This window comes from Chlamydia crocodili, assembly GCF_018343815.1.
Lineage (GTDB): Bacteria > Chlamydiota > Chlamydiia > Chlamydiales > Chlamydiaceae > Chlamydia > Chlamydia crocodili.
This window is the reverse complement of record NZ_CP060791.1, coordinates 1,097,002-1,119,969: the sequence shown is the minus strand read 5'-3', so window position 1 is coordinate 1,119,969 and position 22,968 is coordinate 1,097,002. Positions and strand designations below refer to the sequence as shown.

Below are 22,968 nucleotides of genomic sequence, written 5' to 3'. Positions count from 1 at the left end.
ATTTCATCAGTTAATATATTATTTTCTTAGGTGGGTTTGTTATGCAAAAAGCCCTTCGTCTGCTATTGAACTTGCATCATGGAGAAGAGAGGAGAGCACTTCTATTCCTTGTTTTAGGCTTAATCTGGGGAATAGGCTGCTACGGATCCCTGGCATTAAGCGAAGGGCTTTTTCTTGAAAATGTCGGGACCGAGGGACTCCCCTCTATTTACCTAGGTTCATCTTCCATTCTATGTCTTCTATCTTCACTTATTCTTTATAATTTATTCAAAAAAAGGGTTTCACCTAAAACATTATTTTTAATGCCTATAACTAGCATAATTGTTTGTAACCTCTATCTCCTTTGTTACGCAACAACATGTAGTGAAATCCCTTCAACACCTTTGCTTGTTTATCGCATGCTCTCTTGGAGCTTGATCATATTAGCGTATACAAATTTTTGGGGATTCGTAGATCAATTCTTTAATCTTCAAGATGCCAAAAGACATTTCAGTGTATTCAATGCCATTATATTTCTAGGGGACGCTATTGGTTCCGGTATCGTCAACCGCATCCAATATATAGGTATAGAAAGAATTCTAATACTCTTCATAGTCATTCTATTAAGTTGTTATCCATTAGTGCACTATGTGTCGAAATCTTTGAAAGAGTTATCAGAAGATCATGATCACTTCTTAGATACTGGTCACCCACCATCTGTATCCAAAGCTTTTAAACTCTGCTTGAAGGATAGTTATACTTTTTATCTGTTATGTTTTTATTTCCTAATGCAGCTACTTGCTATTGCAACAGAATTCAATTACCTAAAAATTTTTGAAACTCACTTTGCAGATGGAAATACATACGAACTTACAGCACATATAACTAAGTGGTCCTCATGGATTTCACTAACCAATATGTGTTTTGCTCTATTTGCCTATAGCAGAATAGTAAAGAACATAGGTGTGAATAATATCATCCTATTCGCTCCCCTATGCTTCACCAATCTATTCCTTTGTTGGTCTTTTAAAACCTCAATTGGAATTGCAACAATTGGTATGGTAGCTCGAGAAGGGCTCACCTATGCACTAGATGATAACAATCTACAGTTATTGATTTATGGCGTTCCAAATAGCATACGGAATCAAATTAGAATCGCAATAGAATGCTTTATTGAACCCATAGGAATGTTTGTATGGGCTCTGGTGTGTTTCGCTATTTCTTATCAATATACAGTTTGTCTTATTATATCTTTGATTACAGTAGTCCTCGCCTGTTTATTACGTTCATATTATGCACGGGCTATTCTAAGAAATCTCTCTTCCCAAGCCATTCATTTAAAAAAGACAATGTTGGAATGGATAAAAGCCATGACTTCAAAAGAGAGAAGACAAATTGAACTCCTATTACTTACACACCTCAAGCATCAACATGAACGACATCAAATATTCGCTTTTCAACATTTATTAAATTTGGGAAGCCGTAGTGTACTTCCTAGCTTACTAGCTCATATGAATAAACTAAGCTTGCCTAGTAAGCTAAAGACTATGGAAATGTTAAAAAATAGTCTCTGGGCCAGGGATTTTCTTACTCTAGAACTCCTTAAACGCTGGTCATCGACAACTCCACATCCTTCAATAGCCACAGGAATCCATCTTTATTTTGCAGAACACGATCTATTGCGAATATCTGATATTTCTGAAGATCTTTACGATGAACCGGGGGATAGACTTTTAGCCGCAATTCTTACAGTACGACGTCAGGAAATTAGTGGGCAATATCGTGATATTGCAGATTCAAGACTTAAGGAACTTCTTACTTCTACGGATCCTCAAATAGTATCCATTGGTCTTTCTATTTTAACTCTAGAAAGAAATCCTGATAATTTTCAAATTTTAATGGAGTTTTTAGACAACGTAGGCAATGAAATTTTCATTCAAACATGCAAAGCGTTACAAGCATCTGTAAAGGCTACTCATAAACCCTACTGTAAAAAATTGATACAAGTCTTAAAACAGAATGTTTATAACGATGAGGCTTGCTATTATCTACTAAAAACAATCGGAGTAATCTTAGACGCTTCACTAGTAAAAGACTTCCTTATCACCACATCTTTATTAAAAAGCGCATCTAGAAAACGTGCTGAGGCTATAATCATAGAACTTCCTAAAGAGACAGCAAACTCATTCCTTCAGATTCTTTCTGATAACAGCACACATAATCGGTGTCGAATTCTTGCCGCAAAAGCTCTCTGTAAAATTGATAATAAGCTATTCAAAAAGAATGCTTATAAAATTGTAAAATCTAAAGCACTCAAAGCAATTTTTTATGATTATCATAAAAATTATATTCAAAAATCCTATCCAAAATACAATCTCAGCCTATTGGTTAATACCTTAGAATCCAATTATCAATCAGAAGTTAACTTCATGTTTGAATTTCTAGGTATTTTAGGATCTGTAGAACATTCTGACATTCTTATAAGAGCCCTAACAGGGAAAAATAAAAAAGCAAAAGCTCAAGCTTTAGAATCTCTAGAGAAAAACTGTGAAGATTACCTATTTTCTCTAATCGATCCCTTTATTAATGATACAGGAAAGCGTAGTGAAAAATACTACCTGAAATGCGGGGTTATTCCTTTAACTTTAAAAGAGTTATTGAATATGATGGAAAATTCTCCTTCGTATTTAAGCAAACTTACATCGAGACAGTTAAAGGAAGAATTAGCAAACTGTGATGCTGATTTTCAACCAGCACCACCATATTCAACTTTAGATGAAGAGTATGATCATCATAATAAAGACGACTCTGACAGTCTAGTTCCCTTCTTTACTATTTAGCCAGGAGTCTCTTGATGAATCTAATTGACCGCGCCTTCCTTCTAAAGAAGAATCCTATTTTCAATTCTTTAGATATGGATGTTCTCTTAGCTATTTCAGATAAAACTGAAATTATGATTTTCAAACCTGGGGTGAAGATATTCTCGACAGAAGAACCTAGTTTCAGCCTATATATTATAGTAGAAGGCTACGTTAAAATTACTGAGAATAATTCCTCTTTATCGGTTACAATTTCTTCTCAGGATTGTTTTGGTGAAGAAAGTTTATTTAGTAATAAACTTCGAGAATATAACGCTGAAGCTATAACTCAAGTGCGGACGCTCATCTTAAGCAAAGGACAATTTCTTAGTATTGTTGAAGAATGCCCCTCCGTTGCCTTGTCACTTTTAGAACTCTACGCAAAGCAAATAACTTTTAGACACCCTTCATCATAGAAGCACATCTAAAAATACAATCTAGAAAATGAACTTGGAAAAATAAAACGAAACGGTGCGCTATTTTAGTGAAAAGATGATGCACTAAGGATACAAACGCACCCAGAAAAGGCATGTAGAATTACTAACCCTGACGTGTCTTAATGTATGTAATGACGTCGCCTACAGTACGTAATTTCTCTGCATCTTGCTCTGAAATTTCAAAGTTGAACTTTTCTTCCAAAGTCATTATCAATTCTGTTAAGTCTAAACTATCAGCATTAAGATCTTCGATAAATGAAGAATTTTCATTTACTTCACCCGCATCTACGCCAAGCTGCTCAACAATAATTGACTTTACATCATCTTCTAAACTCATTGCTATATCCTTATGTTTTATCTACACAATTATCTAAAATTTCCTGAAAAAGAGAAGAACAACTAGTATCACAAAAATCTAATTTTTCAATCCAGATCGTTTGTAATCTATTTAGTGTGTCATGCCTCCATCAACACTCACTACCTGAGAAGTGATATAAGAAGATAAGGGTGAGGCAAGAAATAGTGCAACATTAGCAATTTCTTCTGGGAAACCCATTCTCCCCATAGGAACATTTTTTAACCACTCTGTTTTTAAATTATCATTTAACACTTTAGTCATGTCAGTATCAATGCATCCTGGAGCTATACAGTTCACTCGAACATTTCTTGCAGCAACTTCCTTTGCTAAAGCCCTACTAAATCCTATAATACCTGCTTTTGCAGCTGCATAGTTAGTTTGTCCCGGACTACCCATTAAACCAACAACAGAACTAATATTGATTATGGATCCAGAACGAGCTTTAATCATAGAACGAATTACACTCGAACACACATAGTATAGCGAATTTAAATTCGTATTGATAACAGCAGACCACTCTTCTTCGGACATACGCATTAAAAGATTGTCTCGAGTAATCCCCGCATTATTTACTAAAATATCAATACTACCGTGTGCTGCAATAAAATTCTGAACAGCGTCTTTCACAGATTGATTATTACTAACATCAACTTTAGCAAAAGTTGTCGGTTTTCCTATTTTAGATAATTCTTCAGCAGCTTGTTTGCCACCTTCAACATTTAATCCCCATATTTCAACATCAGCACCCTGCTCAACAAAAAGCTTGGCTATGGCAAATCCTATACCTCTAGATCCTCCCGTAACGATCGCTTTTTTCCCCAACAACACATTATTCATACATTTATAGCTCCGCTAAAAAATTATTGATGCTCTCTACTGTGCCTAAACTTTTAATGGGTTTGTTTAACCCTATAGAACGATTTAAGCCCGCAAGAACCTTGCCAGGGCCTATTTCTAAAAATTCATCAACTTCTAAATCTATCTTAGAACAACTTTGATACCATAATGTAGGAGAAGTCATCTGCTTCACTAAACACTGACGAATTTCATCATTATTTGTTAAAAAATCTGCCACCACATTAGATGCGAAAGGTATTTCAGAACTATTCATATCTAAATTATATAAATAAGGAGCTAACTCGTCTTCTGCTGCCTGCATGAGCGGCGTGTGAAAAGCACCGAATACTTTTAACAAAATTGCTCTTTTTGCTCCTAAATCCGTAAATAATACAACAGCCTCTTCTATTTTTTCTCGCAAACCAGCAATCACAAGCTGTTTAGGAGCATTATAATTAGCAATCCAAATACCCTTTCCTAAACTTTCTAGATTTTGTTCAACAATATCTACAGTCAATCCAAGAATTGCTGCCATAGCTCCCGGGTTTTGTTGACAAGCTTGATTCATAAACTGAGCACGCTTACTAATGATATTAAAACCATCAATTGGAGAAATACGTCCAGAGGCAACTAGAGCAGTGTATTCTCCCAAACTTAATCCAGAAACTACAGCGGGTATTATAGAAGTTCTTGAAGCTAAAATTTTTATTACAGCTAAACTATGTAAATATATAGCTAATTGACTGTAAGCTGTTTCAAGTAATTTTTCTTCAGGTCCATCAAACATAATTGAAGACAAAGAAAAGCCTAATGTCTCATCAGCTAAAGTAAATATTTCAGCAGCTTCTGGATAATGCTCTACCAAATCTTTACCCATACCAACATATTGACTACCTTGGCCTGGAAATAAGAATCCTATTTTTCTCATCATGAATTAACCTTCTACCTGCTGTAAAACAACTGCTCCCCAAGATAATCCACCTCCAAAAGCAACTAGGAGCAGATATTCTCCAGAATTAATTACATGTGATTGCAATAATTCATCTAGAGCTATGCACACAGAAGAGGCTGCCGTATTTCCATACTTGGACAAAGTTTTGAATACTTTAGCCTCGTCTATTTCGAAACGCTTAGCTATAGCATCGATAATTCTTTCATTAGCTTGATGTGGAACTAACCAGTCTATATCACCTTCTGCTAGACCCGCCTCAGCAATACATGTTTTAGCTGCAGACTCCATACGTCTTACTGCATGCTTAAATACTTCTTTTCCTTCCATGGCAATAAAATGCTTGCCTTCTGCTACAGTCTCCATAGAAGCAGGAATACGACTCCCTCCGGCAGGCAAACTTAATAAATCTGCCACACTTCCGTCAGCTCCTAAATTTACATTAGTGATTTCTAAAGCTCCTGGACGGCTTTCTCCAATAACACAGGCAGCCCCCCCATCACCAAAAAGCACACAGGTGTTTCTATCTTCATAATTTACAAAAGAAGAAAGTTTATCTGCTGCAATAAGCAAAACATTGTTGTACATTCCTGATTCAATAAAGGCTTTAGCTACTGATAAACCATATAAATAACCAGTACAAGCAGCCATACAATCAAATGCAGGAATTTCTTTTATTCCCAAATAAGCCTGAGCCAAAGCTGCGCTAGACGGAAAAATATGATCGGGAGCTGAGGTGGAAAAAATAATGCATTCTATTTGGTCTTTTGTGAGACCAGCTTTCTGGATTGCTTTCTCTGCTGCTTTAGCTCCCATAATCGATGTATACTCACCAACTGCAGCAATACGTCTTTCTTTGATTCCGGTTCTTGTTACTATCCATTCATCAGAAGTATCTACCATCTGTTCAAGATCAGAATTAGATAGGATTTTTTCGGGTAGATAAGAACCCGTAGCCCAAATAGATGCCTTTCTTGTTTTTTTCACACACAACCACAAATAAAGAAAAAAGCTAGTATACTATTCAAAGAGTTTATACCCTAACTTTTATTTTGGGTATATAAGTCCCTTCTGAAGCCCTAAGACGAAACAAAAAAAATATGGATAGTTTAAAATGTTAAAGTACCCAGATTATTTATCCAAATTGATCTCTTTTCTTAGGAAACTTCCAGGAATAGGATTTAAGACAGCGGAAAAATTAGCCTTTGAATTGTTGGACTGGGATCAAGATCAACTAGAAGCTATGGGTCAAGCTTTTTCTGAAGTGTCTTCGGCGCGAAGTCACTGTTCCACCTGTTTTTCTTTGAAGAATTTTCCAGATAGTCATTGTGAGTTCTGTCAAACCAACCGTGACACCTCTAAATTATGCATCGTAGCAACTCCTAAAGATATTTTTTCTTTAGAACGCTCTCAAATTTTCAAAGGTCATTATTACGTCTTGGGAGCACTATTATCTCCAATAACAGGAAAAAATATTGATTCAGCAAGAATGGATTTATTGAAACAGCGTATAGAATTTTTAAAACCAAAAGAAATCATTATAGCCTTAGACGCTACTCTAGAAGGAGACGCTACCGCTCTTTTTTTAAAACAAGAGCTTGCTCATTCTTCAGTTTCTATTTCTCGTTTAGCTTTAGGCTTGCCAATCGGGTTGTCTTTTGATTATATAGACTCGGGAACCCTTGCCAGAGCATTTTCTGGAAGAAATCCATATTAAACTTGAAATAAAATTTTTCTATTTTTAAATTTTTTTGGCTATAAAAACATAAATACCTTTAGAAGCACTGTAAATACTCAAGATAGTAAGATCTTGTTAAAAAACATCCTAGTCCTTATTTTTGTGCTTACTTCAATAAACAAGTTTTTCTGTCCTAGGGGAAATTCTTTCGAATGTTCATGATACGAAATAAAGTTATTCTGCGGTTTACTGTTTTGGCGCTAATCCAGGCCCCATTGGCTCTAGTGGCTACAGAAACAGTTAAGGAAGGATATACACTAGTTGAATCTATTACGATTACGACCGAAGGTGAAAATTCTTTAAACAAACATCCACTACCAAAACTAAAGACGAAAAGTGGGGCCTTGTTTTCTCAAGCAGACTTTGACGAAGATCTACGGAATCTATCTAAGGACTATGATAGAGTGGAGCCAAAAGTTGATTTTTCCAATGGAAAGACTACCATCTCTTTAGTTCTTGTTGCCAAACCTTGTATTCGAAAGATTTGTATTACAGGAAATGAAGCCGTACCTAATCATAAGATTCTTAAAACTCTACAAATCTACGAAAATGATGTATTTGATCGAGAGAAGTTCTTAAAAAACTTTGACGAACTTAGAGTTTACTATCTTAAACGTGGCTATTTCGAGTCTAATCTATGCTACGACTTAGATCATAACGAACATCGTGGCTATATTGATATCACTGTTCGAATTCAAGAAGGTCCTTGTGGTAAAATTAAAAAATTAGAGATCTGCGGTCTTAATAGATGTGAAAAGGCTGATGTCAAAGAAATCATCCTTACTAAGCAGTACTCAAAAACCACTAGTTGGTTTACAGGGAGTGGTTTATATCATCCAGATGTCGTTGAACAAGATTCATTTGCAATTACTAATTACTTACATAATCTAGGTTACGCAGATGCAACAGTTACTCCAAAACGTGAAGTTGATGAATGTGGAAATATCATACTTTATATGGATGTAGACAAAGGTCCCCTTTATACCTTAGGACATGTTCATATTGAAGGATTTAATCTGCTACCTAAACGACTCGTAGAAAAACAATTGTCTGCGGGTCCTAATGATATTTACTGTCCAGAAAACATATGGGACGGCGCTCAAAAAATTAAAAATATCTATGCTAAATATGGATATATCAACACTAATGTTGATGTGACTTTTTCTCCTCACGCGTTACGTTCTGTTTATGATGTGACTTATCAAGTAAGTGAAGGTTCTCCTTATAAAGTTGGTTTAATCAAAATTACGGGAAATACTCATACAAAACACGATGTTATCCTACACGAAAGCAGCCTATTTCCAGGAGATACTTTCAATAGACTAAAACTTGAAGATACTGAACAACGTTTAAGAAATACGGGTTATTTTCAAAGTGTCAGTGTTTACACGGTACGCTCTCAATTAGATCCTTTAGATAATTCTGAAGAATATCGTGACATCTTCATAGATGTTAAAGAAACCACAACAGGAAACTTAGGGCTATTTCTAGGATTTAGCTCCTTGGACAATTTGTTTGGAGGAGTTGAATTATCTGAAAGTAATTTTGACCTTCTGGGTATTAGACATCTATTCTCTAAAGGCTTTAAATGCTTAAGAGGTGGTGGAGAATATCTATTTCTGAAAGCTAATTTTGGAGATAAGGTTACTGATTATACTGTCAAATGGACTAAGCCTCACTTTTTAAATACGCCATGGATTCTAGGTGTTGAGCTTGATAAGTCAATCAACAGAGCTCTCTCTAAAGATTATTCTGTTGAGACTTATGGTGGAAATGTCAGCACCACATACATCTTAAATCAACAATTAAAATATGGAATCTATTATCGCGGCACTCAGACTAGCTTACATAAAAAGAAAAGGAATCAAGCAGGACCAGATCTTGCTGCTAATAAAGGTTTCGTATCTGCTGCTGGTGTAAATTTAAATTATGATTCTGTAAACAATCCTAGAAATCCAACTACAGGAATACGCAGTGGTATAAACTTTGAAGTTTCTGGTCTTGGTGGTACATATCATTTTACAAAGCTCTCCATAAACAGCTCAATATACCGAAAATTAACAAGAAAAGGTGTATTGAAAATTAAAGGAGAAGCCCAATTTCTTAAACCGTTTGGCGATACAAATCTAGAAGGTATTCCCATTAGTGAACGTTTCTTCTTAGGTGGGGAAACTACGGTTCGTGGATATAAGCCATTTATCATTGGTCCTAAATTCTCTCCTACAGAACCTCAGGGAGGTTTATCCTCTCTCCTACTTACTGAAGAGTTCCAATATCCTTTAATCAATCAGCCTAACGTTAGTGCTTTTGTTTTCCTAGATTCAGGATTTATTGGACTTAAAGAATACACTATCCGATTAAAAGATCTTTGTGGTAGTGCAGGATTTGGTCTACGCTTCGACGTAATGAACAACGTACCTGTTATGTTAGGTTTTGGTTGGCCATTCCGTCCTACAGAAGTATTTGAAGGTGAAAAGATCGATGTTTCACAACGTTTCTTCTTTGCTTTAGGAGGCGTCTTCTAAATATAGCTAAGCAAGAAAGTAAAAGAAACTCTAAATCTTTGGTTGTCTTCAGAGAGAGCTTTTGCTAATCTAAAGCTCTTCATCTCTTAGATCTTATAAAGGTTAATATGAAAAAATCATTACGCTCTGTTTTTCTAGCTTTACTAACTTTAGCAGGTACACAACAAGTTTTTGCTGACAACGACTCTCTTGAGGGTAATTTAGGCGTCGTTAGCTTAAAGCGTTGTTTAGAAGAATCTGCTTTTGGGAAAAAAGAAACAGAAGAACTTGAAAATATGAAGCAGCAGTTCTCAAAGAATTCTGAGAAAATGGAAGAAGAACTGACAGCACTTTATAATAAGTTACAAGACGAAGATTATATAGAGAGTCTCTCCTCTTCAGCTGCTGATGAACTAAGAAAAAAGTTTGAAAGCCTCTCCGCAGAATATAATGCTTTACAGTCTCAATATTATCAAATGTTGAACCAAAGCAATATGAAAAGAGTGCAGAAATTGATACAAGAAGTAAAAAAAGCTTCTGAAGTAGTACGTATAAAAGAAGGTTTACTAGCTATTTTGAATGATGAAGTAGTCCTATCCATTGCTTCTAGTGCTGATAAAACTAATGAGATTATCAAAATTCTTGATGAATCTTTCAAAAATAATTAAGATACCTCAAGAACCAAGGAGTTTTGTATGCCTCAGGAACAGGTTTATACTCTTCAACAGTTAGCAGACTTATTAAAAGTTGAAGTTCAGGGAAATACAGCAACTCCTATTTCTGGTGTCGAAGAAATAAGTGAAGCTCGAGCTCATCATGTTACTTTTTTAGATAATGAGAAGTATTCTCGTTTTATAAAAATTACTGAGGCTGGGGCTATCATCCTATCAAAAGCTCAAGCTCAAAAGTATGGGCATTTAAACAAGAACTTTCTTATAGTTTCTGAGTTCCCATCAATAGCTTTCCAGAAATGTATAGAGCTATTTATCCCTCCTGTTGAATCAGGATTTCCTGGAATCCACCCTACAGCTATTATTCATCCTACAGCCCATATCGGCAAAGATGTCTGTATAGAACCCTATGCTGTTATATGCCAACATGCTTATATTGGGGATTCTTCATATATTGGAGCAGGGAGTGTTATAGGGGCATATTCTAGTCTTGAAGAAAGTTGTCTTGTTCATCCTAAAGTAGTTATCCGTGAACGTGTTGAAATAGGCAAAAGGGTCATTATTCAACCCGGAGCTATTATTGGATCATGTGGCTTTGGCTATATAACTAATGCCTTTGGTCGTCATAAGCATTTAAAGCACCTTGGCAAGGTAATTATCGAAGATGATGTTGAAATAGGAGCAAATACTACAGTAGATAGAGGTCGTTTCAAAAATAGTATCATACGTGAGGGTACAAAAATTGATAATCAAGTTCAAATAGCTCATCACGTCGAGATAGGGAAACATAGTATGATTGTTGCCCAAGCAGGAATCGCAGGCTCTACGAAAATTGGTAACCACGTCATTATTGGCGGGCAGACAGGAATTACAGGTCATATTTCAATAACGGACCATGTAATTATGATGGCTCAAACAGGAGTTACTAAATCTATTTCTTCTCCAGGAATCTATGGAGGAGCTCCGGCACGCCCTTATCAAGAAATTCATCGTCAAATTGCAAAGATCCGCAGTCTACCTAAATTAGAAGAACGTTTAGGATTATTGGAAGAAAAGATAAAGGGATTATCAGAAGAATCCGAAGAAGCACAAATAATCCCTTAGTTGGGTTATATTTTCATTGTTTTAAAGCGTCTTTTCAAAGTTAACATTTTGATTACATTTTTATTGATAATTGCTGGACTAACTTTTCCTGCGGAAATTAATCGAGTTAAGGCCTTTATACCTTCTCCTAGCTCCTTCAAACTAGAAAAAGTAAAACACTCAACTCCATAATTTAATGCTTTAATCGTGTTTTCGACATTCGTAAGCATAGAACATCCCATAAATTTCACACTGGAAAAATCCACGTCTATAGCTAGACCACGAATAGTATTTGCCAAGCTGTAACGTAATGCTATAGGACTCGGTGTAGTTGTTGTAGAAGAAAAATCACAATGATGTAATTTTCCTTGTATACTCCCCGAATGTTTTAATCCTCTGATCAATTCAGAATAATTAGTCAAATCCATACTCACAATTTCTTTAAAAATTAAAGAAATAGCAACTCCGTAATCTTTGAGCAGTGTTCCTATATTGACTCCTATGTCGTATAGATTTTCACAATCCATCAAAGATAAGTTCTGATATGATAAATAAAACTGTAAACTATGAGATATAGAACACCCTAAAAGTAATGGAATTGTCAGAGATTTATTGAAATCATGAATGTATCTACATTGCTTTTCAAAAGAACCGCAAGATAATAATACACCACCTAAGCCACAATTCTCTTCAATTTGGTTTATAGTTGTAGTGAAGTCATCCCATTCTAAACCACAAGAAGGGGCATAAAAAAATAATTGAGCTAATTTCCTATCTATTGAGGTAAGCATCGAGAATAACTCTTTAGTCTCCTCTAACTCCTCATTTTTATACGGCATCCATTGGGTTTTTTTTAAATAATTACTAGCATCCTCTCTTCCACGCTGAAATTCTTGAGCTGAAGTAACAACTCGCTTCGTTATGGTTAATAATTTTTTCTTTAATTCATTATCTTTCTTATTATTGTTGTTATCACGAGAATTCGGGTCTCTCATGACACCATCTATCTGTTCCACATAAAAATGATTCTGACGATTTAGTCTGCTAAAAACGTCCATGTGTCCACAGTCCTTTACTTCTTGGTCGGAAATATACAAATGGGAAGATATTAAAGATTTTTCTTTTTTTTAAAAAACTTAATTACTTTTTTGGTCTTGTCTTTTCAAATCCATGACTTTATAATGGGGTGAACTTAATCCTTGACGCAACTCTCGTATCAAGTATGCCCGACTCTTCTCATTACAATATCGCCTCTATCGAATCGGACGAGGCTACAATAAAAAATATTATTGCTATATACGGCGTGGACCGGTGTCTAAAGTTCATCAAAAATATGTTATTAATTCGCGAATTTGAAGCTCGCGGTGAAGAAGCATATTTAGAAGGATTAGTTGGTGGTTTCTACCACTCCTACAGTGGTCAAGAGGCTGTTGCTACTGCAGCATTAGCCAATACAGGGTTAGATCAATGGTTTTTCTCATCCTATCGTTGTCATGCTCTAGCAGTATTATTAAATATTCCCCTACGCTCACTCGCAGCAGAATTATTAGGGAAAGAAACGGGTTGTGCGCTAGGTCGAGGCGGATCTATGCATATGTGTGGTCCAAATTTCCCCGGGGGATTTGGTATTGTAGGAGGGCAAATTCCTTTAGCTGCTGGAGCAGCATTTGCTATGAAATATCGCGGTGAAGATAAAATTTCTCTAGGGTTCATTGGAGACGGTGCCGTTGCTCAAGGAGTATTTCATGAAACATTAAATTTTTCTTCTCTACACAGCCTTCCTCTTATGCTTGTTATAGAAAATAATGGTTGGGGTATGGGGACAGCTCTTAATCGTGCTATTGCGAAGCAACCTATAGGAGAATCTCAGGGATCTTCTTACGGAATACGTTCATTTACTTTAAATGGTTTTGATCTTTTTAATTGTCTTCTAGGCTTTAAGGAAGCTTACGAATACATGCAAAAGACACATCTTCCTGTTCTTGTCGAATGTCTATGCTCACGATTTAGGGGACACTCTATTTCTGATCCTAATCTCTATAGAAGTAAAGAAGAGATGCAATGTCTTATAAAAAAAGATCCTATTACTTTTGCTAAAAATTGGTTAATCCAACTGGGAGCACTTTCAGAAGAAAAATTTCAAGAGCTACGTCAGGAATGTAAGAATGAAGTCTTGCAAGCCTTCACTGAAGCAAAATCAGATCCAGAACCAGCGATTGCCACATTAGAAGAAGGGGTTTATGCCTAAGTACGTTACATTAGAAATCCGAGAAGCTATTAGAGAAGCTATTGATGAAGAAATGGCCAGGGATCCTAATGTATGTATACTAGGAGAAGAAGTTGCCGAATATAACGGTGCCTACAAAGTTACAAAAGGACTTTTAGATAAATGGTCACCATCAAGAGTTATTGATACACCAATCAGTGAAGCTGCCTTTACAGGTATTGGTATAGGAGCCGCTTTAACAGGCCTGCGTCCAATTATAGAATTTATGAGCTGGAACTTCTCTTTAGTCGCCGCGGATCAGATTATTTCTCATGCTGCAAAAATGCATTACATGACTGGTGGAAAATTTTCAGTTCCTATTGTATTCCGTGGACCTAATGGAGCCGCAGCACAAGTATCTTGTCAGCACTCTCATTGCGTAGAAGCTCTATACGCTAATATTCCAGGTTTAATTGTCATTTCCCCTTCAAATCCTTATGATGCTAAAGGATTATTAAAATCCGCAATTAGAAATGATAATCCTGTTCTTTTCTTAGAAAATGAGTTGGAATACAATCTCAAAGGTGAAGTTCCTATTGAAGAATATTTAGTTCCTATTGGGAAGTCTCATATTATTGAGGAAGGTAAAGACCTGACAATTATTACTTACGGCCGTATGGTTTCTGTAGTAAAACAAGCTGTAAAGGTAGCCAAACAACGTTACGGTCTTTCTGTAGAAATTATTGATCTACGTACAATTAAACCTCTAGACATCTCTGGAATATTTTCTTCAATAAAGAAAACAGGAAATTGTATAGTTGTAGAAGAGGGTCACTACTTTGCAGGAATCTCTGCGGAAATCATTACTGAAATTACAGAACACGTTTTTGATTACCTGGATAGTCCTCCTTTAAGAGTGTGCCAAAAAGAAACTCCTATGCCTTATAACAAGACGCTAGAACAGACAACTCTCCCAAATGTAAATCGTATTTTAGATACTATCGAAAAAATCATGAGGTAAATTTGTGATTTCTCTATTAAAAATGCCTAAACTCTCTCCAACTATGGAAATTGGCACAATAGTAAAGTGGCATAAAAACAGTGGTGATAAGATAGGATTTGGTGATGTTCTCGTCGAAATATCAACCGATAAGGCTGTTTTAGAACATACAGCATCTGAAGAAGGCTGGTTTCGAGAATGTCTTATTAAAGAAGGCACAAAAGTACAAATAGGTACACCCATAGCTGTCATATCTTCTGAAAAAGATGAGTCTTTCAACTTAGAGGAATTACTTCCAAAATCTCCGATTTCACAACCTTCTACAGAGAATAACGAACAAGAAGAAAAATCTGTATCCGATATATCTCATCAAGGTTCCTCAATGATGGTGGCTTTTGGATTTAAACCCGAACCTCCCCTTTCTGAACCTCTATCCCTAAAACAAGCTTCTTCAAAATCCCCAGTTTCTCCTTTAGCTAAACGCGTAGCCAAAGAAAAAAATTTGGATATTTCTGGAATTAAAGGTAGCGGTCCTGGAGGACGTATAGTTGAAAAAGATCTTGAAAAGGCTCCCGCCAAAGGTATTGCAGGCTTTGGTTATCCTGAAGCTCCTGAAGTCCACCCAGGAGCGTATCATGAAGAAACTCTCTCCCCTGTTCGAGAAATTATTGCACAAAGATTACAAGCTGCAAAAACTTTCGTTCCCCATTTTTATGTACGGCAAAAAGTTTATACATCTCCACTATTATCCCTACTTAAAGAATTGCAAATTCAAGGAATCAAACTTTCTATTAACGATTGTATTGTTCGTGCTTGCGCTTTAGCTTTAAAAGAGTTTCCAGAAGTAAATTCAGGATTCAATAGCGTGGACAATAAAATTGTACGTTTTGAAACTATTGATATTTCGATAGCTGTAGCCATTCCTGACGGTGTAATTACTCCGATTGTACGTTGTGCTGATCGTAAGAATATTGGAATGATATCTGCAGAAATTAAGAGTTTAGCTTCTAAAGCTAAATCTCAATCCTTAAAAGAGGAAGAGTATAAGGGTGGGTCCTTTTGCGTTTCTAATTTAGGTATGACAGGAATTACCGAATTCACAGCAATTATTAATCCTCCCCAAGCCGCTATTCTTGCTGTAGGTAGTGTTCAAGAAGAGCCTGTGGTAATGAATGAAGATATTGTGATTGGTTCTACATGCATGTTGACATTATCCATAGATCATCGTGTGATCGATGGTTATCCCGCAGCGATGTTTATGAAACGTTTACAGAAGATATTAGAGGCACCCTCTGTACTTCTATTAAATTAAGACATACTGTGTTTGGTATAGTAAAAAGCGTTTCTAATAAGATAAATTCCCATCTAAAATAGAAGCCCTTTTTACTTAAGATTTATAATTCGTGGGGACATTCCATATATCTTTAGCATAGTCGGAAATCGCTCTATCACTGGAGAAAAAACCCATACCACCAACATTATAAATGGATTTCTTAATCCATTCGTCAGTTTGCGTAAATAAAGTGGCTGCAGATTCATGAACGCGAATATAAGATTCTAAATCTGCCAAAACGAAGAACGGGTCTCCCTCGTGAAGTAACCTATGGACTATAGATTTGAAAAGATCTTTATCTGAAGTATTGAAAAATCCTTGATCTAGTAATTTTAATACATGTGCGATCTTAGGATTATCATTGCATATTCCTTGCGGATAATACTCTCGACGTATTTTTGCTATTTCTTCTTCTAACAAACCGAAAATAAACATATTGTCGCGACCAATATATTCTGACATTTCTATGTTAGCTCCATCCATAGTCCCTATTGTTAGAGCACCATTTAAAGCAAATTTCATATTTCCGGTACCAGAAGCTTCCATTCCTGCTGTTGAAATTTGTTCCGATATATCAGAAGCGGGCATGATCATTTCAGACATGGTCACACAATAATTAGGAAGAAAAAGAACCTTTAAAACTTCATTAACTTGAGGATCATTATTTACACAATCTGCAACGCTGTTGATAAGTTTAATAATGAGTTTAGCGAAAACATATCCTGGTGCGGCCTTACCAGAAAAAATTACTGTTGTAGGAACGATGCTGGAGGCAGCGTTTTCCTTAAGATCATTATAAAGATAAATAACTCTAAGGATATTCATTAATTGACGTTTATATTCATGAATACGCTTTACATGAAAATCGAAGAGAGATTCAGGATCTATTTTTTCTCCGATTTCTTTTTTAAGTTTTAATGCAAAGTCTTGTTTATTTTTTAGCTTAATTTGATGCCACTGTTCTCTGAAACTCGCATCATTAGCAAAAGGTATTACATTATGAATTTGAGAAAGATCTATAAGATGTGCATCTCCAATTGTCTGATCTAATAAGGTATTTAGACGAGGATTGCATAGAGCTAACCACCGTCTCGGAGTAATTCCATTAGTTACGTTAATGAATTTATCAGGGAAAAATTCTACGAAATCTTTGAATAAGGTTGTTTTTATAAGTTGAGAATGAAAAGCAGATACACCATTAACTCTAGCAGAGCCTACAACAGCAAGGCTTGCCATATTCACATGCTTATCACTTCCCTCTTCAATGATAGATAAAGCTCTTCGCTTATCATTATCTCCAGGAAATCTCTGAGAAACTTTCTCCAACCATCGGGAATTAATTTCATAGATAATTTCTAAATGCCTGGGTAATAATCGTGAAAATAGGTCTATAGACCAACGCTCTAAAGCTTCGGGTAATATCGTATGATTCGTATAATTAAATATACGAGTCGTCATATCCCATGCCTTATCCCAAGGAAGCTCTTCCCTATCAATAAGGATATGCATCATTTCCGCTATTCCTAAAGCAGGATGGGTATCATTTAACTGAACAGATACTCTATCAGGAAGATTATCTAAAGAAATATGCATTTTTGTATATCTACGAAGGATATCCTGAATTGTCGCAGACACTAAAAAGTACTCCTGCTTTAATCTCAGCTCCTGACCTTCGGAAATAGAATCATTTGGATAGAGTACTCTCGAAATATTTTCTACTAATGCGATATCCTCTATAGCACGAATATAGTTCCCATGATTGAAATAGTTAAATTCAAATCCGTGGGGAGACTGCGCTTGCCATAAGCGCAAAGTATTCACAGTGTCTATTCCATATCCTGGAATAGGCACATCATAAGCCATAGCTAACACTTCTTGTGTATCTACAAGATCTGCAACTTCTTTTCCCCTAGCATCTGTATAGTGAATCACTCTACCATAAAAACGAATAGGATAAAGATACTCCCCCCTACATATTTCCCAAGGGCTTCCATAGCGCAACCACTCATCAGGAGCCTCTACTTGATATCCATTTACAATTTTCTGATCGAAAATTCCATAATCATAACGAATCCCATAACCGTAAGCTGGAATCCCTAATGTCGCCATGGAATCCAAATAACACGCTGCAAGTCGTCCTAAACCACCATTTCCTAATCCTGCGTCTGACTCCATTTGCACTAAACTATCAAAATCGTAATTTAACTCTGCTAACGCATCTCGCACAAGATCCAATATTCCTAAATTCAAAAGATTACTCTTTAAACTTCTACCAAGTAAAAACTCCATAGAAATATAATAGACACGTTTAACATCTTGTTCGTAATAACTATTTTGAGTCTTTAGCCAGCCTTTAGCTAACCATTCCATTACAGTTTTTGAAACTGCTGTAAATATATCCCTGGTTGAAGCTGATTCTGGAGATTGAACTACTCCAAAATATAGACGATTTAAAATCGCCTGCTTCATTGTTTCTATATTTACCAAATTCTTATCAAAACTCATAAGTCGTCCGAATCAAGAAGTAATTAGAAAGTGATTTTTGTATTTCCATAAGAAAAATCTAAAAAAAAGGAAAGCTCTTAGAAAAGGGAAACAATAGAATCAAAAAAAATACGGTATATTTCGCGTAAAATATTAATTTTTAATTTTAAAAATTAATAAATATTTTAGTTTAAAAAGCTGAAAATCAAAGAACTGCCTATCGTTTAAATTGATTTAAAAATAAAAATATGCTAAATTTTTTGAAAATTTTGTCATCTGTGAGAATATTATGACTACGGCGCATGGGTATGGAGCATTTGCTGGACGTCCAAGTAGAAACGTTTTTACATTAAGTGATCTTAATAACCAAGGCTCTACTGACTCTCATGATTCTGAAACTTCTGGACGGACAACCGGACGCACGGTAAGTATAGCTAGACCTTGTGTTGACAGACATCCTACATGTCCGATGATTCAGCATACAGCTTTATGGGTGATTTTAGGATTAACTGCTGCTTTATCAACTTGCTTATTGTTAGCGAGTGGGTGTCTTTCAATCCCTGCGATTATTGGGGCATTAATTATACAAATTGTCTTAATAGTTGTATCTATTGCTTGCTTAATTATTAAGTATAGAAAAGAGATTACCTCTAAATTCTGCGGGCAAGATTAGCAGCTTATACTAACAAGGGATTTCTTCTTCTGGGAAGAATTCAAGACTCTTATACGCTGAGGTAAGAGATTTCGTTAGTTCTTGTGTAGCAATACTAATGTCGTGCCCCCCTTCCTCTACCTTCTGAGAAATAGTACGTATTGATGAAATTACTGTTGAATGATCTCTAGAAAATACATCTCCTATACGTACATAAGATAAAGATAATTTCTGACGACATAGATACATGGCCACCTGTCTAGGCAATACATATTCTCGAGATTGCGAACGACCTAAAATACTCTCCGGGGACACGCCATAATATTTAGCAACAGCACGGATAATTCCCGAGGGGGTTAATCGAATACTCTCTGCAGCCTCTAAAACATCATGCAATAAAGATTGTATATCATCCTCATAAAGTAGCTGCTGTGCTAATTTTTTGTACGCAACGCGTTTCGATAATAACGTGAGTGCATCTATTAATGTTTTTACATTTGAAGATAGAGAATGAATTAAGAAATCTAAAGCAGTATCTTCTATACGGATAGATAACTGTTGGGCTTGATGCATAAGAAAACTTCTTAATCCTTCTTTTGTTAAAGGATGAATGGGAACCGCAACCCCCCATTCAAAACGACTAATAAGTCGCTCCTCGACAGCCTTTAAATCCCCAGGTGCGTATGCCGAGGAAACGACTATCAATTTACCTTCAGTCTGTAGGGAATTAAAAGTATGAAAAAACTCTTCCTGAGTGGCTCCTTTACCCGAAAATACCTCTATATCTTCTATAAATAAGGCATCAACATTACGATAAAAAGAACGAAATCTTTGCATCTCTCCAGAGCGTATAGCTGAAACTAAGTGTTCTGTAAATAAATCTGAAGCAACATAAAGAATTTTTCCTCCAGATTCTCGAAGAGCACTTACTGCAGCCTGCATCAAATGTGTTTTCCCAGAACCTTCAGGTCCAAAAAGATAAATAGGATTAAATGGGAAGCCTGTAGCATCTTCTCCAGGCTTAGTAAACTCCTGTAGAATACGAAAGGGTAAATCATTTTCAGGAGTCACAAGAAAATTAGAAAAAGTCATTTCAGGATTTACATTGCCATATTGCATAGTGAAGTAGGCAGTCTTTTCCTGTTGAATTTGTTTTTCTTTATAGAAAGGTGTGGTTTTATCTAAAGAAGTTATGTGAACACGAATCAACTTCCCATTATTGTTTACTAAATTAGTTTTAACCTTATGGCGTATATGTTCTTCAAACCAAGTCACTTGAAAGGAATCTTTGGCTTCAAGATATAGATTACACGCGTCAAAACACAGGACTTTTAACGACCTTAACCATTTGTCTACAGTACTTGTACCAATTTCTTTTTCTTGTAGCAAAAGAAAGTCTTCCCACGCCCGCATAAAACTATCTCATCTAAATAGTTTTCATATATCTTTTTTAATATAAAAAAGCTTTTTTTTCAGTTATTACCTTGGTTTTTTCTTATTAACAGAAATTTCATTTTTAAGATGTTTTCCATCTAAAATCTTATTGGTAACCCATTGTTGGATCAATCCAAGAAGCATAGAAGAAAACCAATAAATATTTAAACCTGAAGGGAAGTTATAAAACATAAAGGTAAACAAAAGAGCCATCATTGTACCCATTGTTTCCTGTTGTCTTTGTTGATCTGTAGCAGGTCCTTTTTTCTTCAAAGCAGAGATCTTCTGCTGAGCAAACATTACAATCCCTAATAAGATAGGAAGAAGATGAAATTCGTTTCCAAGAAACCAAATTGGTGTAGTCCAAGAGAATAAAACGTCTGGAGCTGTTAAATTGTCAATCCATCCAGGGATAAAAGATGCCCCTCGAAGTAGGAATGAGGACTTTAATAAATCGAACATAGCTATAAGAAATGGTAGCTGAATCAATAACGGCAGACAGCCTGTAATAGGATTCACTTTATTAGTCTTATACAAAGTCATGACTTCCATTTGAGCACGTTTAGGCTCTTTCTTATATTTCTGTTGGATTTCCTGAATATAGGGGGACAACTTTTGCATACGTCTCATAGAACGTATCGACCAAGCATTCAGTGGATACAGGAGTAATTTTAAAAATACGGTAAGTAGAATGATAGAAATCCCCCACGATCCTGTGATCATTCTGAAAAACTTCATAATAATGAAAAGTAAAGTTGCAAAAGGCTCAGTAATAAAAGCGAATAATCCTCGGAAAGTTATACAATCGAGATACTGAGGACTTTCACCTTTAGAATTGGTATAAGCTTGATCCAGAGCTCGTAAAGTAGGCTCAGCTAAAGGTCCTGCATAAACCAGGAAACGATGCGTACCTTTCTCTGTAGGTAAAGGAAGCAAAGTTTCATATCCAGGATATTTAGAAGAAGGATAAGCTTGGTTTTTAGGAGATAATAAAGATAAACGTGTAGGAACAGAACTCCCAGGAACATAGGAAGCGGCATATCCTGCGGGGACATCTGTAAGTGGTGATAAGATAATACCAAAATATCCATTAGAGTTTAGTATCCACTGAGGATATACTCCACTACGCAAAGCTAGAGGATCCTTAGCCTTAGGCAATTTCACTTTATCTAATTGTCCCTTATTCTTTTTAATAACATGATATTTAATAGAGGGAGTAAATGCGTTGGACATAATTTCAACTTCAGGGACTCCAGAAGTTATCCATATATCATCACTAGCGTGATTTATACCAATCTCAACTTCAAAAGCATAAGGCTGCTTTTGAGGTAACTTATAAGTTTTCTTAATAGAACCGTCATTGCTTTCCAATTCCAACATAGTGCTATTAAAAACAGAAACACGGTATCCCAAAGCTATGGGGTTGATAAGATCCCTCCCGGAAACAATGTTTAAAGCATGATAACTAGATGGGGTGCGTTTTTTAACATCAGAAAGAATTCCTCTACGTAATAAAGGATAGTATCCTCCAATAGTATCGGGAATCTCTTTTTTGTCCTCTCCTATAGAAGGAAGTCCGGGAAAAGAAGCTTCGCTAGGAACCTGAGCTTTTAAATCTCTATCAAAACCGATTTCATTAACTATACTCTTATTATCCTCAGAAGAAAATGGAAGATTTATTCCTTCTACAGAACCACTCTCCTGAGAAACAACCAACTGCATATACTCATTAGAAAGAACAAAATATTGTCCAGAATTTAGATCGACACTTGCTGATTGAGAATCATTAAAAATAGCAGCCTTAGTAATTGGGAGGTCTAAAGATTCTAGCTTTTCTTCCTTAGAGTTATAAATGCCTAAAGGCAAGTATTCATTCCCCGATCTCCAAAATACCAAAGAAGTGCCGTAAACAACACTATCTTTATTATAAATCTTACCTTGTTCTTGCTTATATTGACCTAAGAACACTACAGGTTCTTGATTATTACGAAACTCAACAACTAAAACAGGAAGAGCTTCACTAGTTACGGGAAGAAATACTTTTCCTGTATTTAAAGTGCCTGTGGACTCGTTGGCTTCACTATACAAAGCAACATGAATATTATCACAAGCTGTTGTTTCCTCTATAAAATCCCAACGAATTCCAGAAGAATAAACTGAGCTTGCGGATCTTCCTTGATTCAAAAGGAGCAACTTGTTTCCAACACGCACAGCGTAATGATTTTTATTCACCTCTTCTTCAAGAGATGTAGCCCAAGGAGAAACACTTAATCCCATGGATTTTGTTGCAGCAAGCACTTGTTCTGAAATTGTTTTCTGTTTCTCTGTGAGAGCCTTGCAAGAACGAAAATCATTATAACCAAAAAAGATTTGGCATCCTACAAAAGCTACGCCAACTAAAGAAACAAACAACAATGAACGTTTATTCATCTGATAAACTCTGAA

18 protein-coding genes are annotated in these 22,968 nt (G+C 35.9%); 10 read left to right on the top strand and 8 right to left on the bottom strand.

Translation table 11 applies throughout. The annotated features are described in order from the left end of the window. Window positions 1-41 precede the first annotated feature (41 nt). Entirely contained in the window at window positions 42-2,819 is a 2,778-nt protein-coding gene (locus H9Q19_RS04930; RefSeq protein ID WP_213240885.1) for a hypothetical protein, read from the top strand. A gap of 14 nt (window positions 2,820-2,833) precedes the next feature. Next, window positions 2,834-3,253 (top strand): cyclic nucleotide-binding domain-containing protein, encoded by a 420-nt coding sequence (locus H9Q19_RS04925; RefSeq protein WP_213240883.1) that lies wholly within the window; start codon window positions 2,834-2,836, stop codon window positions 3,251-3,253. A gap of 124 nt (window positions 3,254-3,377) precedes the next feature. Here the strand turns inward: H9Q19_RS04925 and acpP are convergent, their stop codons facing one another. From acpP to H9Q19_RS04905, 4 genes are all read right to left on the bottom strand, one after another. Continuing rightward, window positions 3,378-3,611, bottom strand: coding sequence for an acyl carrier protein (acpP, locus tag H9Q19_RS04920; protein ID WP_213240881.1), 234 nt, complete (start codon window positions 3,609-3,611; stop codon window positions 3,378-3,380). 111 nt (window positions 3,612-3,722) lie between these two features. Then, a complete protein-coding gene (gene fabG / locus H9Q19_RS04915) occupies window positions 3,723-4,469 on the bottom strand; it encodes a 3-oxoacyl-ACP reductase FabG (RefSeq protein WP_213240879.1) in 747 nt (248 codons plus the stop codon). A 4-nt stretch (window positions 4,470-4,473) separates the two neighbouring features. Continuing rightward, complete coding sequence (gene fabD, locus H9Q19_RS04910) at window positions 4,474-5,400, bottom strand: ACP S-malonyltransferase (RefSeq protein ID WP_213240877.1); 927 nt, start codon at window positions 5,398-5,400, stop codon at window positions 4,474-4,476. A gap of 3 nt (window positions 5,401-5,403) precedes the next feature. Then, window positions 5,404-6,405 carry a beta-ketoacyl-ACP synthase III gene (locus tag H9Q19_RS04905; protein ID WP_375797239.1) on the bottom strand — a complete coding sequence of 334 codons (1,002 nt, stop codon included), beginning with the start codon at window positions 6,403-6,405 and terminating at the stop codon, window positions 5,404-5,406. A gap of 127 nt (window positions 6,406-6,532) precedes the next feature. Here H9Q19_RS04905 and recR point away from each other — a divergent pair, with 127 nt between their 5' ends. From recR to lpxD, 4 genes are all read left to right on the top strand, one after another. Further along, window positions 6,533-7,135: a recombination mediator RecR gene (gene recR, locus H9Q19_RS04900; RefSeq protein ID WP_213240872.1), complete on the top strand. Its 603-nt coding sequence runs from the start codon at window positions 6,533-6,535 to the stop codon at window positions 7,133-7,135. A gap of 173 nt (window positions 7,136-7,308) precedes the next feature. After that, window positions 7,309-9,681 carry an outer membrane protein assembly factor BamA gene (gene bamA, locus H9Q19_RS04895; RefSeq protein ID WP_213240870.1) on the top strand — a complete coding sequence of 791 codons (2,373 nt, stop codon included), beginning with the start codon at window positions 7,309-7,311 and terminating at the stop codon, window positions 9,679-9,681. Window positions 9,682-9,788: 107 nt separating this feature from the next. Further along, window positions 9,789-10,328 carry an OmpH family outer membrane protein gene (locus H9Q19_RS04890; protein WP_213240868.1) on the top strand — a complete coding sequence of 180 codons (540 nt, stop codon included), beginning with the start codon at window positions 9,789-9,791 and terminating at the stop codon, window positions 10,326-10,328. A 27-nt stretch (window positions 10,329-10,355) separates the two neighbouring features. Further along, entirely contained in the window at window positions 10,356-11,435 is a 1,080-nt protein-coding gene (gene lpxD / locus H9Q19_RS04885; RefSeq protein WP_213240866.1) for a UDP-3-O-(3-hydroxymyristoyl)glucosamine N-acyltransferase, read from the top strand. Between the two features lie 5 nt (window positions 11,436-11,440). Here the strand turns inward: lpxD and H9Q19_RS04880 are convergent, their stop codons facing one another. Beyond that, window positions 11,441-12,472, bottom strand: a complete 1,032-nt coding sequence (locus H9Q19_RS04880) for a hypothetical protein (RefSeq protein ID WP_213240864.1) — start codon at window positions 12,470-12,472, stop codon at window positions 11,441-11,443. Window positions 12,473-12,636: 164 nt separating this feature from the next. Between H9Q19_RS04880 and pdhA the strand changes: the two genes are divergently transcribed. The 3 genes from pdhA to H9Q19_RS04865 are packed head-to-tail and all read left to right on the top strand — an operon-like array spanning window position 12,637 to window position 15,932. After that, window positions 12,637-13,662, top strand: a complete 1,026-nt coding sequence (gene pdhA / locus H9Q19_RS04875; protein ID WP_213240862.1) for a pyruvate dehydrogenase (acetyl-transferring) E1 component subunit alpha — start codon at window positions 12,637-12,639, stop codon at window positions 13,660-13,662. Further along, window positions 13,655-14,641, top strand: coding sequence for an alpha-ketoacid dehydrogenase subunit beta (locus H9Q19_RS04870; RefSeq protein ID WP_213240860.1), 987 nt, complete (start codon window positions 13,655-13,657; stop codon window positions 14,639-14,641). The genes pdhA and H9Q19_RS04870 overlap by 8 nt, the downstream gene beginning before the upstream one ends. A gap of 4 nt (window positions 14,642-14,645) precedes the next feature. Next, the gene (locus tag H9Q19_RS04865) at window positions 14,646-15,932 is read left to right on the top strand and encodes a pyruvate dehydrogenase complex dihydrolipoamide acetyltransferase (protein ID WP_213240858.1); all 1,287 of its coding nucleotides are present in this window, start codon (window positions 14,646-14,648) and stop codon (window positions 15,930-15,932) included. 75 nt (window positions 15,933-16,007) lie between these two features. On the opposite strand, the gene H9Q19_RS04860 is transcribed toward H9Q19_RS04865, so the two are convergent. After that, entirely contained in the window at window positions 16,008-18,458 is a 2,451-nt protein-coding gene (locus H9Q19_RS04860) for a glycogen/starch/alpha-glucan phosphorylase (RefSeq protein WP_213240856.1), read from the bottom strand. Between the two features lie 268 nt (window positions 18,459-18,726). On the opposite strand from H9Q19_RS04860, the gene H9Q19_RS04855 reads away from it, so the two are divergent. After that, window positions 18,727-19,110, top strand: a complete 384-nt coding sequence (locus H9Q19_RS04855) for a hypothetical protein (protein WP_213240854.1) — start codon at window positions 18,727-18,729, stop codon at window positions 19,108-19,110. A 9-nt stretch (window positions 19,111-19,119) separates the two neighbouring features. Here the strand turns inward: H9Q19_RS04855 and dnaA are convergent, their stop codons facing one another. After that, window positions 19,120-20,502, bottom strand: coding sequence for a chromosomal replication initiator protein DnaA (dnaA, locus tag H9Q19_RS04850; protein ID WP_213240852.1), 1,383 nt, complete (start codon window positions 20,500-20,502; stop codon window positions 19,120-19,122). 66 nt (window positions 20,503-20,568) lie between these two features. Continuing rightward, a complete protein-coding gene (yidC, locus tag H9Q19_RS04845) occupies window positions 20,569-22,953 on the bottom strand; it encodes a membrane protein insertase YidC (protein WP_213240850.1) in 2,385 nt (794 codons plus the stop codon). Window positions 22,954-22,968: the final 15 nt, after the last annotated feature.